Source organism: Nocardia mikamii NBRC 108933, from assembly GCF_001613505.1.
Lineage (GTDB): Bacteria > Actinomycetota > Actinomycetes > Mycobacteriales > Mycobacteriaceae > Nocardia > Nocardia mikamii.
Genome location: NZ_BDCM01000013.1, coordinates 311,576 through 326,690 on the forward strand (window position 1 = coordinate 311,576; position 15,115 = coordinate 326,690).

Sequence of the window (15,115 nt, forward strand, 5' to 3'; positions counted from 1 at the left end):
CTCGACACCGGGGCTGCGAATTCGGCGGGCTCCGGCATCGCCGCGCGTGCGCTCGGCATCGTCGGCGGGCGGCAACAACGGCGATCCGCTCTATCACCGTCATTGCCCACGGATACCCCGGTGCCTCATTCCCAAACAGAGGCAATGCGGTTGCGATATTGACGCACAACCGTTTTCGCTGGTCATCGTCCTCCGGTGCGGAGAAGACCGCACGTCGATCGAGAACTCGGCGGCGCGTCAGGACAATGACAGCACCGCGGCGGTGACCGCGACCGTCACTTCCACGGCGGCACCGAGCACATCACCGTTCAGCCCGCCGAAACGCCGCACACAGTGCCACACCAGCACCGCCACAGCGGCCAGCGCCCCGGCGACCGCGACCGGCCCGAGCCAATACGCGGGCGCGGCGACAACGCCGGCCACGATCGCGACGAGAGTCCAGACCGCCGAGGTCACCACCGACTGTGTGCGCGCCACCAACGCACCGAAACCGGCGCCGGGAGCAGGCGCATACCCACGGCAAGCGAGGACGACCGCGACCCGTCCGACGGCCACCGCCAGACCCACCGCGAACCAGCGCCCGTGCTCGGCCAAGGCGGCGAACGACAGCGCCTGAATCCCGATGGCGAAGATCAACGCCGCCACCCCGAAGGGCCCGGCCCCGCCGCTCTTCATGATCTGCCGGGCCCGTTCCGGCGGCCCGTAACTGCCGAGCCCGTCCGCGGTGTCGGCCAGCCCATCCAGATGCATGCCGCGAGTGGCCACCCCCAGCGCGCCGACGGTGATCAGACCGGCGAGCGCGAAACCCATTCCTGCCCAGACCGAAACCCACAGCAACCCGGCCGCGCCCGCACCGAGTACGAGCCCGACCAGGGGCGCCATCGCAATCGCTCCGGCCGCCGACTTCCGGCCGACCGTCTCGGGCCCGCGCACCGGCAGCACCGTCAACCACGAGACCGCCAGACGGGCAGCGGCGATCATCGCACCACGCGCCTCGCTCAGGACACGACTTCCGGTGCGGGCGAATCGGATTCGGCGGTGCTGACCCCGGCCTCACCGAAGGTCGACATCTCCGACAGTGCGGCGATCGCCGCGCGCAGCAGCGGCAGCGCGCTCACCGCCCCGGAGCCTTCACCGAGCCGCATGTTCAGCTCGACCAGCGGTTCCAGGTCGAGCTTGGCAAGGGCGAGCGGGTGCGCCGGCTCGGTGGACCGATGCCCGGCCACCCACCAGCGCTTCGCACCGGGGGCGAGCATCTCGGCGATGAGCGCGGCGGCGGTGACCACCACGCCGTCGAGAATCACCGGCGTGCGCCGGGCGGCGGCCTGAGCGAGATAGCCCGCGGTCGCGGCGAAATCCGCGCCACCGGCGATCCGCAGCAGCGCGAACGGGTCCTGGCGGTGCGGCCGCGCGCGCCACATGGCGTCGCGAATCGCGGAGGCCTTGCGCATCCATCCGGCATCGTCGACGCCGGTGCCGCGGCCGATCGCCACCACCGGTTCGGTATCGGTGAGGGTGGCGATGAGAACCGTTGCCGGCGTGGTGTTTCCGATGCCCATATCGCCGGCGATCAGCAGGTCGGCTCCGCTGTCGATCTCTTCGTCGGCGATCGCGCGGCCCGCGGCCAGCGCGGCGTACAGCTCGGCTTCGGTGAGGGCGTCCTCGCGGTCGATGGCTCCGCTGGAGCGGCGAATCTTGTGCGTGGAAACCGAGGGATCGGTGTCGGCGTCCACCGCGATGTCGACCACGCGCACGGTCGCTTCGGCCAGCCGTGCCAGCGCGTTCACCGCCGCCCCACCGGCCAGGAAGTTGGCGACCATCTGCGCGGTCACCTCACTCGGATACGCCGACACCCCGTATCGCGCCACACCGTGGTCTCCGGCGAACACCACGACCCGGGCGCGCCGGAACTGATGCGGCGGGCACTCCCCCTGGCATGCCGCCACCCAATTCCCCAGTGTCTCCAGCCGGCCCAGCGCCCCCGCCGGTTTGGTCAACTGCAACTGCCGCTGCTCGGCCTCACCCCGCACCCGGGCGTCGGGAGCGGCGACCGGGCCGAATGCCGGTGTGGTGCCGTCGAATTCGGCAAGGCCCCGCGGAGTCGAGCCCGCCGTCGATTCGGCGGCAGTAGCTCCCGCGCCGGCGAACTCGCGGCCCGCCGTGGCCTCCTCGTCCGCAGCGCCCGAGCCCGCCCGCGCCCCCGCACCCGCGTCATTCGTTCCGGTCGCCACAGCGGCGCTGCCCGTATCGTGACCGGCAGACAGGGCTTTTTCCGCCGCAGCGGAGTCGGCGAATCCGGAACCGTGGACAGGGCGCTCACTCCCCGCGGGATCAGCGCTTCCCGAGGCCGGAACACGCTCCGCCGCAACACCTCCCAGCCCGGCGGCCGCGGCCGCCGCGGAGGCCGTCGCGGTTCCGCTGCCGAGGGCTGCGCCCGCCGCACCCTTCAGCACGACCGGCACGCCGGCGACCACGAGCACGACCTCGTCGCACACCGCCGCGAGCCGCTGATTCAGCGTCCCGATCTCGTCCTGGAACAGTCGCCCCGACGCGGTCGCCGCAATCACGCCCAGTCCGACCTCCGGGCTCACGATCAGCAAGCGGTCCGCGTATCCGGTCACCGCCGCGACCAGTGCGTCGATATCGGGGCCGACGGTTCCGCGCGGCGATTCCCAGGCCGCGCGCGCGTCGATGCGGGCGGTCAGCCAGGTGCCGAGGTCGTCGATCAGCGTCACCGGCGCCGCATCACCGAGCACGGTGATCGGATCGCCCTCCACCACCTGCCAGGTGCCGGGGCGCCGGACGCGATGGGCGGCAATACGATCGGCGAAGTCCGCGTCGGCGGGATCGGGAACCGCGGTCGCCACGTAGCGCACCGGTCCGCTGCGGCCGGCCACCTCCTCGGCATAGGCGGATTTTCCCGAGCGCGCCCCACCGAGCACCAGCGTCCGCAGCCCTCGGCCGCCCGCAGCATCGTTCACCACGTCAGCACGGTACCAATCGGCCCGGACCCGAGCCCCCGCCCACCCGAGGCCCTGCCTCTCTGTGCCCCCGGCCGCCGCGACGGCCGGGTTCCGCCCGCCCACCGCCGCGATTCAACGGCCTCGCGGCGTCACCCGACCGGAGGAGCCCGGCATCCGCCTCGCCCGTCGACCGCGCCGTCGACCCGGACGTGCGGCTGCCGGCGAGGGATCGATCGTGCCGACCGAAGGATCCCCGGCTCAGACCGCGTCGCCGGGCGAAACCCGCGGCTTCGGGGCGCGCATACGGCGGATCTGGGAAGCGCGGACGAAGGCGTACCAGCCCAGCGACCAACTCGAGGTGGTGTCGTCGGGATAGCGCTCGCTCACCCGCTTGTTGATGAGGCGGCCGATCACGAAGCCCTCGGCGACCATGAACAGCATCATCACGATCATCGCGAGGGTGACGTAGGCCTGCACCTGCGGCGTGAGGAACATGGTCAGGATCAGCACCAGCGCCAGCGGCATGAACAGGCCGACCAGGTTGCGCCGGGCGTCGACCAGATCGCGGACGTAGGCGCGGACCGGGCCGCGGTCGCGCGGCAGCAGATATTTGTCCTCACCGGCGAGCATCCGGGCGCGGCGATCGGCGGCCGCGGCGCGGCGTTCGGCCGAAGCGACCTTGCGCTCCTCGCGGTTGCCGCGGGTGGCCTTGCGCCGGGCGCGGGCCTCCTTGGCGGTCAGCGGCGCGGGCGCAACCGGCCCGCGACGTCTGCCCTGGACGTCGCGACGTCTGGGCGTCGGCCGGCCCTTGCCGGCGGTCGGTGCGGGCCGCTGCGCTGCCGTGGCCGTGTCGTCGTCGGTCGCGGCCGACGTGTCGTCGACGTGGTCGTCGGTGGTGCTGGCATCGCCACGGCGCAGGAACTTCACGCCGACCAGGCTATTGGATGGCATACCGGCCTGGAAATACGGTCTCCGCGGAGCCTGTGTGATCGGTCATAGCGCCCATACCGGCAAACCGGCTCCGACCGGGCGGTCTGCACCCGCGACACGCCTCACGGGTGTGGCGATTCGCACGTCCGACCGCCGTCAACCCGGCAATTCCGGGGCCGACGGGCCCGTACCGGGGCGCGCAGTGGCAAGATTGGAATAGCCACCCGCGACGTGGCGTTGACAGCTACCGAGCCGTGCGCTGTTCACGGAAACAACGTTCACGGGTAACGAGGGTCTGCGAGGAGACTTCATGACTGTGCAGAACGAGACCACCACCCACGGTGTGATCCTGACCGACGCCGCCGCGTCCAAGGCTAAGGCGCTGCTGGACCAGGAGGGCCGCGACGATCTGGCGCTGCGCATCGCGGTGCAGCCGGGCGGTTGCGCGGGTCTGCGGTACCAGCTGTTCTTCGACGATCGCTCCCTCGACGGTGACCTGACCGCCGAGTTCGGCGGGGTCAAGCTCGCCGTCGACCGGATGAGCGCCCCCTACGTCCAGGGTGCGTCGATCGACTTCGTCGACACCATCGAGAAGCAGGGCTTCACGATCGACAACCCGAACGCCACCGGCTCCTGCGCCTGCGGCGACAGCTTCAACTGACGATCTGCTCCCGGCGCGGAATCTCTGCGGAGGTTCCGCGCCGTGTCGTGCACACGGTACGGTAAGGCTGATTCCGCCCTCGACAGACAAGGACCGGGCTTCGTGACGATCGCTGTGTCCGCTTCCATCGCGACCGACCATTTGATGCGTTTTCCGGGGAAATTCTCCGACGTCCTGCTTGCCGATCAGTTGCAGCACGTGTCGTTGAGTTTCCTGGTCGACGATCTGGTGATTCGCCGAGGCGGTGTCGGCGGCAACATCGCGTATGCGATGGGTCTGCTGAACGGTAACCCGCTGCTGCTCGGCGCGGTCGGCGCCGATTTCGGTGAGTACCGCGACTGGCTCGAGCGCCACGGCGTCGACTGTTCGGCGGTGCGGATCTCCGAGACCGCGCACACCGCCCGCTTCGTCTGCACGACCGACGAGACGATGGCTCAGATCGCGTCGTTCTATCCGGGTGCGATGAGCGAGGCCCGCGACATCTCGATCGCCGAGGTGGCCGAAAACCGTTCGCTGGATCTGGTTTTGGTGGGCGCCAACGATCCCGACGCGATGCTGCGCCACACCGAGGAGTGCCGCAAGCTCGGCATCCCGTTCGCCGCGGACCCCTCCCAGCAGCTGGCTCGCCTCGACGGCGAGCAGGCGCTCGCCCTGATCGACGGCGCCACATACCTTTTCACCAACGAGTACGAGTGGGGCCTGCTGCTGCAGAAGACCGGCCTGTCGCCCGAGGAGATCGGCCGCCGGGTCGGCATTCGCGTCACCACCCTCGGCGCCAAGGGCGCGCTGATCGTCGACGGCGACGGTGTCGAGGTGAATGTCGAAGTGGTGCCGGAACTTTCGCAGGTCGACCCGACCGGTGTCGGCGACGCGTTCCGGGCCGGCTTCCTCACCGGGCACATCGCCGGGCTCAGCCTGCAGCGCTCGGCTCAGCTGGGTTCGCTGACCGCGGTGCTGGTCCTGGAGACCGTGGGCACCCAGGAGTGGTCACTCGACCGCGACGAGGCGCTGCGGCGGTTGCGCGGCGCGTACGGCCCGGAGGCGGCGGACGAACTCGGCGCGCTGCTGAGCTGACGCCGCACCCGACGAACCGCGCCGTTCGGCGGCCCGCGGCCGTGACGATTCACAACATTGCGTCCGGATGCGCGGAGTTCGCCGGCGAACAATAGGGTGTGCGTATGGGATCCGATCGTTTATATTTTCGTCAGCTGCTGGCGGGCCGGGACTGGGCCGTCGGCGATCCGATTGCCACTCAGATGCGCAATTTCTCGTATCTGATCGGCGATCGCGAGTCCGGCGAATGTGTGGTGGTGGATCCCGCGTACGCGGCGGGTGATCTGGTCGATATCGCCGAGGCCGACGGCCTGCGACTGACGGGCGTGCTGGCAACCCATCACCACCCGGACCATGTCGGCGGCACGATGATGGGTTTCACCCTGCGCGGAGTGAAGGAACTGCTCGAGCGGGTGCAGGTTCCGGTGCACGTGAACCGCGAGGAACTGTCCTGGGTCGCCAACGTCACCGGCATCGCCCCGAGCGAGTTGACCGGACACGACCACGGCGACACCCTCGCCGTCGGCGGCGTCGAGATCGAATTCCTGCACACCCCCGGCCACACGCCGGGCAGCCAGTGCTTCCTGTTCGAGGACCGGCTCGTCGCCGGTGACACGCTGTTCGTCGACGGCTGCGGCCGCACCGACTTCCCCGGCGGCGATTCCGACGCCATGTTCCGCAGCCTGCGCCACCTGGCCGAGTTGTCCGGCGACCCGGTGGTCTACCCCGGCCACTGGTACTCCGAAGAACCCAGCGCGGCCCTCTCGTCGGTGCGCGAGAACAACTACGTGATGCGCCCGACCACCCTGGAGCAGTGGCATATGCTCATGCCCGGCTGAGCACACGCACCCGCCCTCACAGCCCTTTCGCCTTGTGCGAGAGGGCTTTTCGCATTTCCGGCACAGATTCACCACCCCGGCACATTTTTACCGACGCCGCGTTGATATCTTACCGACGCGCCGTCAGGAAGATGGTGCTGTCCCGCCGCCGGTCCTCGGCGGCAGCCGTGAGGAGTTGTCATGTTCCTGGCACTGCGCGAACTGTGGTACGCGCGAGTGAGATTCGGCCTGATGGGCGGCGTGGTCGCGCTCATCTCGATCCTGACCGTGATGCTGTCCGGACTGTCTTCCGGGCTGGTCGACGACGGCGTCTCGGGCCTGCGCGCCCTGCCCGTCGACGCCTTCGCCTTCGCGCACGGCACCAAGACCGACTCGGCATTCACCCGCAGCACGATCGACACCGCGCAGGTCGCGGCGTGGCGGTCCCAGCCGGGTGTGGCCGACGCCGCGCCCTTCGGTAATACGCTGGTCAATGCCAAGACCAGCGGTGGGGTCGCGGTCGACTTCGCCCTGTTCGGCGTCGATCCGCAGTCGTTTTTGGCGCCGGACCCGGCGCAGGGCGCGCGGCTGGATCGAGCGGACGGCATCGTCGTCAGCGCGACCGCGCTCGACAAGGGTGCGCGACTCGGCGACACCGTCGTGATCGATCGGCTCGGCACGACGCTGACGATCGTCGGTGTCACGGCGGGCAAACAGACCTTCGGCCACGTCGATGTCGCGTATGTGCCGCTGCACACCTGGCAGCAGATCCATGCCGGGGTCGAACCGGGCGAGCAGGTGCGGGAGCAGGCCTACCGGGAAGCCAGTGCCGTGGCTCTGCGCGCGCGGCCGGGGGCGACTCTCGACCTCGCCGCCGGCGACGCGGCCGCGGATACGACCGCCATGACGCGCACCGCCTCCTACGACGCCTCCCCCGGCTTCTCGGCGGAGATGGCGACCATGTCGCTGATCAAGGTGTTCCTCTATGCGATCTCGGCGCTGGTGGTCGGTGCGTTCTTCCTGGTGTGGACCATTCAGCGCGCGGGCGAACTGGCGGTGTTGCGGGCGATCGGCGCACCGACGCGGTTCCTGCTCGCGGACGGACTGACTCAGGCCGTGGTCGTGCTGGTCGGGGCGACCGCCGTCGGGGTGCTGGTCGCCGTCGGCGGCAGCCGGTTCATTCACGGTATGCCGTTCACCCTCGACCCCGCGGCCATCGCCACCGGCGCGGGTCTGCTGGTGCTGCTCGGCGTGCTGGGCGCGGGCGCCGCCATCGTGCGCGTCACCCGAATCGATCCCCTCACGGCCCTGGGAGCCAACCGATGAGCCTGTTCACCACACGCAAAGCCGATGCGGCACAGAACAATACGCGCGGGTGCGACCTCGACGACGCGATGACGGGCCTCGAACTGGACGGCGTAGCCCTCACCCTCGGCGACGGCGCCGATACGGTGACCGCGCTGGACGACATTCACCTGTCGGTCACGCCCGGGGAATTCGTCGCGATCATCGGCCCCTCCGGTTCGGGCAAATCGAGTCTGCTCGCCGTGGCGGGCGGGCTCACCACGCCCGACGCGGGACGAGTCCGCATCGGCGGCACCGATCTCACCGCCCTCGGCGCCCGGGCCCGCACCCGATTCCGCCTGCGCCACATCGGTTTCGTCTTCCAATCGGGCAACCTCCTGCCCGCGCTCACGGCCGCCGATCAACTGCGACTGATCGCCCGGCTCACCGGCGCGCGACGCGATCCGCGGGAATTGCTCGACGCGGTCGGGATGGGCGAGAAGGCGAATCGACGACCGGAGCAACTGTCCGGCGGGGAACGCCAGCGCGTCGGCATCGCCCGCGCACTCATCGGCTCACCGCGAGTCCTGCTGGTCGACGAGCCCACCGCCGCCCTGGACCGCGCCCGCAGCGCTGAGGTGGTGGAACTGCTGGCCCGCGAAGCCCGCGCGGCGGCGGTCGCCACCGTCATGGTCACCCACGACCACGACATCCTCGACCGCTGCGACCGCGTCCTGCACATGATCGACGGCCGACTCACCCCCGGACGCTGAACTCGCGCCACACGCCGGCGGCCACGGCGACCGGGTGTGATAGCACTGTCGCGAGGGTCGGACGCAGATCCGGCCGTGCGAAGACCTGCCCGGTCGTGCGAGAAGGAGGTGTCGTGCCGAGAATTCAGGCGGCGACGGTGGCGGAACACCGGCAGGCGCAGCGGCGTGCCCTCCTCGATGCCGCCCGCGCGATCCTCTCCGAACAGACCGGTGCGGCGCCCACTCTCGCCGAGGTGGCTGCCCGCGCCGGCCTGGCCCGGCCCAGCGTGTATCAGTATTTCGGCTCCCGAGACGAACTGTTCGAAGCGGTATTGGCCGACGCGCTCCCCCGCTGGCGCGAGCGGATCGCCGAACGCATGGCCGCGGCCGGCGATCCCGGCGGCAAGGTCCTGGCGTATGCGATGGCCAACCTCGAACTGGTCGACGAGGGCGAACACGCAGTGGTCCAAGGACTTTCGACCCACGTCGCCCCCGACGCCCTCGCCGCCCAGGGCCGCGCCATCCACGACGAACTCCGCACACCGCTGATCGCCGCGCTGATCGAACTCGGCGCACCCGATCCGGCGACGACCGCCGAACTGATCAACGCCGTCGTCCACACCGCCTCACGCCTGGTGGAGGATCACGCGCCGGTCGACGCCGTGGCGGCGCGCGTCCGAGAACTGCTCGGTCCGTATCTGCGTCACACCGCGTCCGGCACGCACGCACCCGGCGGCGTCTCGACGCGGCCGACGTCTGGATGATCCCGCCATACCCGGGGGCCGTCGCGCGTCAGCGTGCGGCAGGAGGATCGGCGACCACCCGGAAGCCCAGATTCCCGGTGGAGGAGACCGGTTCGCTGCCCTGCCGCGCCGAGACCCGGTAGCGGCGGCAGTAGGACAGGTGGCACAGATACGAGCCGCCCCGCATCACCCGGTCGCGGCCGAGATCGGGTCCGGTGGGATTCGCCTCGGGACTGTGCCGGTAGTAGTCCGGCGAGAAGAAATCCGAACACCACTCCCACACGTTTCCGGTGGTGTTGTAGAGCCCGAAACCATTGGGCGCGTAGGCATTCACGGGCATCGTGCCCAGATGCGCGCCTGGGGCCGTGCGGGGAAAGTCGCCGGTGAAGACGTTCATCCGTCGCTGCCCGCCCGGCTCGAAGTCCTCGCCCCAGGGAAACGGGCCGGTGGATCCGCCGCGAGCGGCGTACTCCCATTCGGCCTCGGTGGGCAACCGGGTGCCCGACCACGCGCAGAAGGCTCGCGCGTCCTCCCAGGACACGTGGACCACGGGATGATCGGCCAGGGTGCCGACATCGGAGTCGGGTCCGAACGGATGGGCCCAGTCCGCGCCCTCCACCTGCCGCCACCACGGGGCGTTCACCACCGCGCGGGTCGGCGGCATATCCGGCGGCAGCAGCCCGGCGAAGACGAACGACCAGCCGTATTTCTCGGCATCGGTGCGGTAGCCGGTGCCGGCGACGAAGTCGGCGAAGTCGGCGTTGGTCACGGCGTACCGGCCGATGGCGAAGGCGTCGACCGTGACCGGGTGGCACGGCCCCTCGCCGTCGCCGGGATACGCCCACCGGCTCTCGTCTCCCATCGTGAAGGTGCCGCCCGGGACCGGAACCAATGCGGAGTCGAACTCCCGGCCGTGTTCTCCCTCGGCCGGGCGACCGATGACGCCGACGCCCTCGGTCGAATCGGCGCTCTTTCCCGCTGACGGCGCGCAGCAGGCGTGGTGGGTGCCGGAGTCGGTGCGGTGTGGCATGACTTCCTCTCCCTCACTGTCCGAAACGTCAACGCAGGCAGCGATAGCCGACCGTACGCTGACCCCGACCGTACCGCCCGATTCGCCCGGTCGGGGGCGGTATCGGCAACTGGGTGCGCGGGAGCGCGGGACGGCACCGGAATTCACCCCGAGCGGATGAGGCCACCTCCGCGACCCAGTGGAACACCACGGCGCTGCGCTCGCTGCCCCGCTCCACCTTCCGGAGACAGCCTCGATAGCCACCGCATTGCGGAAGGCCGGCTGGGGCATCTACTGGGTCGGCGAGCACGCCGTTATCACGGTCGACGAACGGACCGCCGGCTCGTCGAGGGAGCGGTGACCGCTGGGACGGGGCTTCGACGAGCAGCGAGTACCGCGCGATTGCCGCCACTGCGGCGGTGCCGCGATGGCCGCCTCCGCGGCGGTGCCGCGATTGCCGCCTCCGCGGCGGTGCCGCGGGCCGACCCCGGGGCACCGGCTTTCACGCCAGTGTGCGCAACCAGCCGTGGTTGTCGGCGAATGTGCCGCGCTGAATTCCGGTCAGCGTGTCGCGCAGCGCCATGGTGACCTCGCCGGGCTCCCCGCCGCCGATCTCGAATTCCCCCTCGGCGGACTGCACCCAGCCGACCGGCGTGATGACCGCGGCGGTGCCGCACGCGAAAACCTCGGTGATCTCACCGGATTCGGCGCCCTTGCGCCATTCCTCGACCGACACCTTGCGTTCCTCGACCGGATAACCGGAGTCGGCGGCCAGGGTCAGCAGACTGTCGCGGGTGATACCCGGTAGCAGCGACCCCGACAGTTCCGGCGTGACCAACCGGGCCTCGGAACCGGAACCGTAGACGAAGAACAGGTTGTTGGTGCCCATCTCCTCGACGTATTTGCGCTCGCACGCGTCGAGCCACACGACCTGGTCGCAGCCCTTGTCGGTGGCCTGCTGCTGGGCGAGCAGCGAGGACGCGTAGTTGCCGGCGACCTTGGCCTCCCCGGTACCGCCGGGCGCGGCACGCACGTATTCGGTGGACAGCCACACCCGCACGGGCTTCACGCCACGCGGAAAGTACGCTCCGGCGGGCGAACCCAGCACCAGGTACTTGTAGCCGGACGCGGGCTTCACGCCCAGCCCCGCCTCGGTGGCGAACATGAACGGCCGCAGGTACAGCGACTCCTCACCACCGGCGGCCGGCACCCAGTCCGCGTCGACCTCGAGCAGCTGCCGCACCGATTCGATGAACAGTTCCTCCGGCAGCTCCGCCATCGCCAGCCGCCGCGCCGACCGCTGGAACCGCGCCGCGTTGGCATCGATGCGGAAGGTGGCGATACTGCCGTCGGCCTGCCGATACGCCTTGAGGCCCTCGAAGATGGCCTGGCCGTAGTGGAACACCATCGTCGCCGGATCCATCGACAGCGGCCCGTACGGTTCGACCCGCGCGTTCGTCCACTGCCCGTCGAGGTAGTCGATCGACACCATGTGGTCGGTGAAGTAGCGACCGAACCCGGGCGCCGCCAGAATCTCCGTGCGCCGATCCGCCGGAACCGGGGCGGGATGCGGGGTACGAGTGAACTGTGCGGCGACTGTCATGACCTCGATACTAGAACTGCGGCCCTCGGCGCCGATGCTCGGACCTGCGTCGAGACTCGCCGGGCAGCGGGCCGGGAACCGGACAATCGCGGCGTAATGCCCTCTTGACGGCGTCCGATACGAGCCATTCGCTCCACCCCGCCGATCCCGCCTGCCACCGTCGTGCAGGGCACATACCGGTCACCGGACGCTTCACTCCGGAAAGGTCATGATTTCCGTCACGTGTGTGGGGTCCGCGACCGCCGTTCAGGAGGTGTGCGGTGTGACGAACGGCGGGCGCACCACCTCGGCGCGCACGCGGCGGCCGCGTACATCGACGGTGACCTCGTCGCCCGGCTCCACTCCGGCGTCGGTATTCAGCAACGCCAGCGCGATGCCCACCTTGAGACTCGGCGAGAAGGTACCCGAGGTGGTTTCGCCGACCGTCTCCTCGCCGCGCAGCACCGACTGCCCCTGCCGCAGCACACCGCGATCGAGAGCTTTGAGCCCCAACAGGATTCGCCGCGGGCCCGCCGACTTCTCCTGCGTCAGTGCCGCTTTGCCCCAGAACTCCGGCTTCTTCCAGCCGACCGCCCAGCCCGCGCGGGCCTGCACCGGCGAAATCTCCGGCGACAGCTCGTGGCCGTGCAGCGGATAGCCCATCTCGGTGCGCAGGGTGTCGCGCGCACCCAGTCCGGCCGGCTGCCCACCCGCCGCGTCGACCTGCGCCGCCAGCGCACGGAAAACCGCCTGGGCATCGGACCAGCGCGGCAGCAGTTCATAGCCGTGCTCGCCGGTGTATCCGGTCCGGCAGACGCGCACCGGCCGCCCGTCCCATTCGGCATCGGCGAACGCCATGTACTCCATATCGGTCGGAAGACCCAGTGCGGCAAGCACTTCCGCCGATTTCGGGCCCTGCACCGCGAAGACCGCGTACTCGCGGTGCTCATCGGTGACCGTGATGCCCTCCGGCGCCGCCGTGCGCAACTCCGCCACCACCGCGGCCGTGTTGGCCGCATTCGGCACCAGGAAGATCTCGTCGTCGGAGACGTAGTAGGCGATCAGATCGTCGATCACCCCGCCCTGCTCGGTGCAGCACAGCGTGTACTGCGCCTTCCCCGGCCCGACGCGGCCGAGATCGTTGGTCAGCGCCGCGTTCACGAACGCCGCCGCCCCCGCGCCGCGCACGGTCGCCTTACCGAGATGGCTCACATCGAAAACACCGACGGTGGTCCGCACGGCGGTGTGCTCGGCGACGGTGCCCGCGTACTGCACCGGCATCTCCCACCCCCCGAACGGGGCGAAGGTCGCGCCCAGCTCCACATGGACGGCGTGGATGGGGCCCTGCTGCAGCGTCTCGTCGGTCACCCGGCGAGCTTATCGAGCGTTGTCCGCCGGTGGTCCACGGCCGGGCCGCCGTGTCGGTCCGGCGCTGCGCACCGCGCGCGGACCCGCCGCTTACGCCGGTTCGTCCTGACGCGCCCCCTCGGGCTCGCCCGCATCCAGCAGTGCGTCGCCGTGGATCTCGATCCACTCGCCGAGCGCGCGCATCGGTCCCTCGACGAGGCTGCGCCCCAGCGGCGTCAGCGCGTATTCGACCCGGGGCGGAGCTTGCGCGTAGCGCTGACGCCCGATCAGGCCGCGGCCGAGCAGCCGGCGCAATGCCTCGGTGAGCGCCTTGTCGCTGATCCCGCCGATCTCGGCGCGCAATTCGCTGCGCCGGCGCGCCCCGGCCAGCAGCCCGACCAACACCACCGGATCCCAGGTGTGCGCGAAAAGGTCTGTGGCCGCGCGCAATCGGCAGTCGGCGACCAATTCGCCCGCATGCTCGTCGTCACCGCTCATCCCGTGATGATCACCCCTCCGTCGCGCACCGATCGGTGCGTATCGGCTCCCCTACCGTAGCGCCGGATCGACAAATCGAAGGAGCACACGATGCGCATACGTATCACGATTCTCGGCACCGGCACCTTGGCCGAGGCATTGGGCCGCCGATGGGCGCGCGCCGGACACGAGATCACGGTGGCCGGGCGTTCGACGGACAAGGCCGAGGCGCTCGCGCGGCAGCTCGGTGCCGACGTGCGGACCGTGCCGTTGACGGAGATCGCGGCGGGCGGACAGGTGGTCCCGCACGCTCCGGCGGAGCCGTACCCAGCGACAGTCGCAGCAGGCCGGGAGGCAAAGTCTGCGACCGACGCGGGCACGCGAGCAGCAGCCGGACCGGCGGCAAGCACCGGCACCGAGCCGCGGGCCGATGCGGAGGCGGTATTGCTGGCGGTGGCCTACACCGGAGTCGAGGAGGTTCTGCGCGCGGTCGGTGCGCCCGGCGGCGCGCTGGCGGGTCTCACCGTCATCGACGCGACCAATGCGATCGACCACGGTGTCGGCGTGCTGCGCCTGCCGCCCGGCACCTCGCATGCGCAGCGCGTGGCCGAACTCGCGCCGGGAGCCCACGTGGTCAAGGCGTTCCACCTGTTCCCCAGCGAGCAATGGGCCGCGACCGAAACCGCCGACACCGCAGCCACCCACCTACCGCCGTCGGTCACGATCTGCGGCGACGACCCGACCGCTCTGCGCACCACCGGACAACTGGTCCGCGACGTCGGCGCCGTACCGGTTGTGCTGGGCGGTTTGGACCGCGCCCGTCAATTGGAAGAGGCCGCCGGTTTCGTCATCTCGCTGGCCTTCTCCGGCGTGGACCCCAGCCGGGCGGTGCCGGCCATGCCCAACCCGTAGTTCGATGCGCCGCGCCGGCCGCGCACGTCATCGCAGCGAGAGAAACCTCGCAGCCCGGCCGCGGCGAATGTGAGATCGGAGCAACCGCCTCTCTACACAGGGCAACCGGTCGGCGACACACCACTAACGGAGGTGAAACACACCGCTGATTTCCTGTTTTCATGCGAATCTCGTCACTTTTCTCGAAATCGTCCGCGGCCCCGTCCGTGCCAGCCCCGTCGATCTACGAGCAGATCGGCGGGCACGAGGCACTGGAAACCGTCGTCGAAGACTTCTACGTCCGAGTCCTCGCCGACGAGGACCTCGCCGGCTTCTTCACCGGCACCAACATGTCGAGGTTGAAGGGCCGCCAGGTGGAATTCTTCGCCGCCGCTCTCGGCGGGCCCGAGCCGTACACCGGCGCCCCGATGAAGCAGGTCCACCAGGGCCGCGGCATCACCATGCACCACTTCACCCTCGTCGCCGCCCACCTCACCGACGCCCTCGTGGCCGCCGGCGTTCAGGAGCCGACCCTCGGCGAAATCATCGGCGCCATCGCACCTTTGGCACCGGAGATCGCCTCCGACGCGCCCGTGTCGTGAGCC

Annotated in this window: 15 protein-coding genes; 8 read left to right on the forward strand and 7 right to left on the reverse strand. The window is 70.2% G+C overall.

The window, feature by feature from the left end:
* Positions 1-237: 237 nt before the first annotated feature.
* The 3 genes from NMI01S_RS19500 to NMI01S_RS19510 form a co-directional block, all read right to left on the reverse strand.
* On the reverse strand, positions 238-978 hold the full coding sequence (locus tag NMI01S_RS19500; protein WP_439956287.1) for an adenosylcobinamide-GDP ribazoletransferase: 741 nt from the start codon (positions 976-978) through the stop codon (positions 238-240).
* 20 nt (positions 979-998) lie between these two features.
* Positions 999-2,984 (reverse strand): nicotinate-nucleotide--dimethylbenzimidazole phosphoribosyltransferase, encoded by a 1,986-nt coding sequence (gene cobT / locus NMI01S_RS19505; protein WP_084513086.1) that lies wholly within the window; start codon positions 2,982-2,984, stop codon positions 999-1,001.
* Positions 2,985-3,221: 237 nt separating this feature from the next.
* Positions 3,222-3,890 carry a DUF3043 domain-containing protein gene (locus tag NMI01S_RS19510; RefSeq protein ID WP_062999860.1) on the reverse strand — a complete coding sequence of 223 codons (669 nt, stop codon included), beginning with the start codon at positions 3,888-3,890 and terminating at the stop codon, positions 3,222-3,224.
* Between the two features lie 313 nt (positions 3,891-4,203).
* Here NMI01S_RS19510 and NMI01S_RS19515 point away from each other — a divergent pair, with 313 nt between their 5' ends.
* The 6 genes from NMI01S_RS19515 (at position 4,204) to NMI01S_RS19540 (ending at position 9,225) form a co-directional block, all read left to right on the forward strand.
* The gene (locus NMI01S_RS19515; protein ID WP_062999162.1) at positions 4,204-4,554 is read left to right on the forward strand and encodes a HesB/IscA family protein; all 351 of its coding nucleotides are present in this window, start codon (positions 4,204-4,206) and stop codon (positions 4,552-4,554) included.
* A gap of 102 nt (positions 4,555-4,656) precedes the next feature.
* A complete protein-coding gene (locus NMI01S_RS19520) occupies positions 4,657-5,628 on the forward strand; it encodes a carbohydrate kinase family protein (RefSeq protein WP_062999167.1) in 972 nt (323 codons plus the stop codon).
* A 104-nt stretch (positions 5,629-5,732) separates the two neighbouring features.
* Positions 5,733-6,446, forward strand: a complete 714-nt coding sequence (locus tag NMI01S_RS19525; protein ID WP_062999170.1) for an MBL fold metallo-hydrolase — start codon at positions 5,733-5,735, stop codon at positions 6,444-6,446.
* Positions 6,447-6,626: 180 nt separating this feature from the next.
* Positions 6,627-7,751: an ABC transporter permease gene (locus NMI01S_RS19530; RefSeq protein ID WP_062999172.1), complete on the forward strand. Its 1,125-nt coding sequence runs from the start codon at positions 6,627-6,629 to the stop codon at positions 7,749-7,751.
* 68 nt (positions 7,752-7,819) lie between these two features.
* Positions 7,820-8,482, forward strand: coding sequence for an ABC transporter ATP-binding protein (locus NMI01S_RS19535; RefSeq protein ID WP_062999862.1), 663 nt, complete (start codon positions 7,820-7,822; stop codon positions 8,480-8,482).
* Between the two features lie 113 nt (positions 8,483-8,595).
* Positions 8,596-9,225 carry a TetR/AcrR family transcriptional regulator gene (locus NMI01S_RS19540; RefSeq protein ID WP_062999174.1) on the forward strand — a complete coding sequence of 210 codons (630 nt, stop codon included), beginning with the start codon at positions 8,596-8,598 and terminating at the stop codon, positions 9,223-9,225.
* Positions 9,226-9,253: 28 nt separating this feature from the next.
* Here the strand turns inward: NMI01S_RS19540 and NMI01S_RS19545 are convergent, their stop codons facing one another.
* From NMI01S_RS19545 to NMI01S_RS19560, 4 genes are all read right to left on the reverse strand, one after another.
* On the reverse strand, positions 9,254-10,234 hold the full coding sequence (locus tag NMI01S_RS19545) for a formylglycine-generating enzyme family protein (protein ID WP_084513088.1): 981 nt from the start codon (positions 10,232-10,234) through the stop codon (positions 9,254-9,256).
* A 481-nt stretch (positions 10,235-10,715) separates the two neighbouring features.
* Positions 10,716-11,816 carry a branched-chain amino acid aminotransferase gene (locus NMI01S_RS19550; RefSeq protein WP_062999176.1) on the reverse strand — a complete coding sequence of 367 codons (1,101 nt, stop codon included), beginning with the start codon at positions 11,814-11,816 and terminating at the stop codon, positions 10,716-10,718.
* Positions 11,817-12,062: 246 nt separating this feature from the next.
* Positions 12,063-13,163, reverse strand: a complete 1,101-nt coding sequence (gene gcvT, locus NMI01S_RS19555; RefSeq protein ID WP_062999177.1) for a glycine cleavage system aminomethyltransferase GcvT — start codon at positions 13,161-13,163, stop codon at positions 12,063-12,065.
* Positions 13,164-13,253: 90 nt separating this feature from the next.
* Positions 13,254-13,640: a winged helix-turn-helix transcriptional regulator gene (locus NMI01S_RS19560; protein WP_062999179.1), complete on the reverse strand. Its 387-nt coding sequence runs from the start codon at positions 13,638-13,640 to the stop codon at positions 13,254-13,256.
* A gap of 90 nt (positions 13,641-13,730) precedes the next feature.
* Between NMI01S_RS19560 and NMI01S_RS35645 the strand changes: the two genes are divergently transcribed.
* Both NMI01S_RS35645 and NMI01S_RS19570 read left to right on the forward strand, forming a co-directional pair.
* A complete protein-coding gene (locus NMI01S_RS35645) occupies positions 13,731-14,531 on the forward strand; it encodes an NADPH-dependent F420 reductase (RefSeq protein ID WP_063920790.1) in 801 nt (266 codons plus the stop codon).
* 161 nt (positions 14,532-14,692) lie between these two features.
* Positions 14,693-15,112: a group I truncated hemoglobin gene (locus NMI01S_RS19570; RefSeq protein ID WP_062999181.1), complete on the forward strand. Its 420-nt coding sequence runs from the start codon at positions 14,693-14,695 to the stop codon at positions 15,110-15,112.
* Positions 15,113-15,115 lie beyond the last annotated feature (3 nt).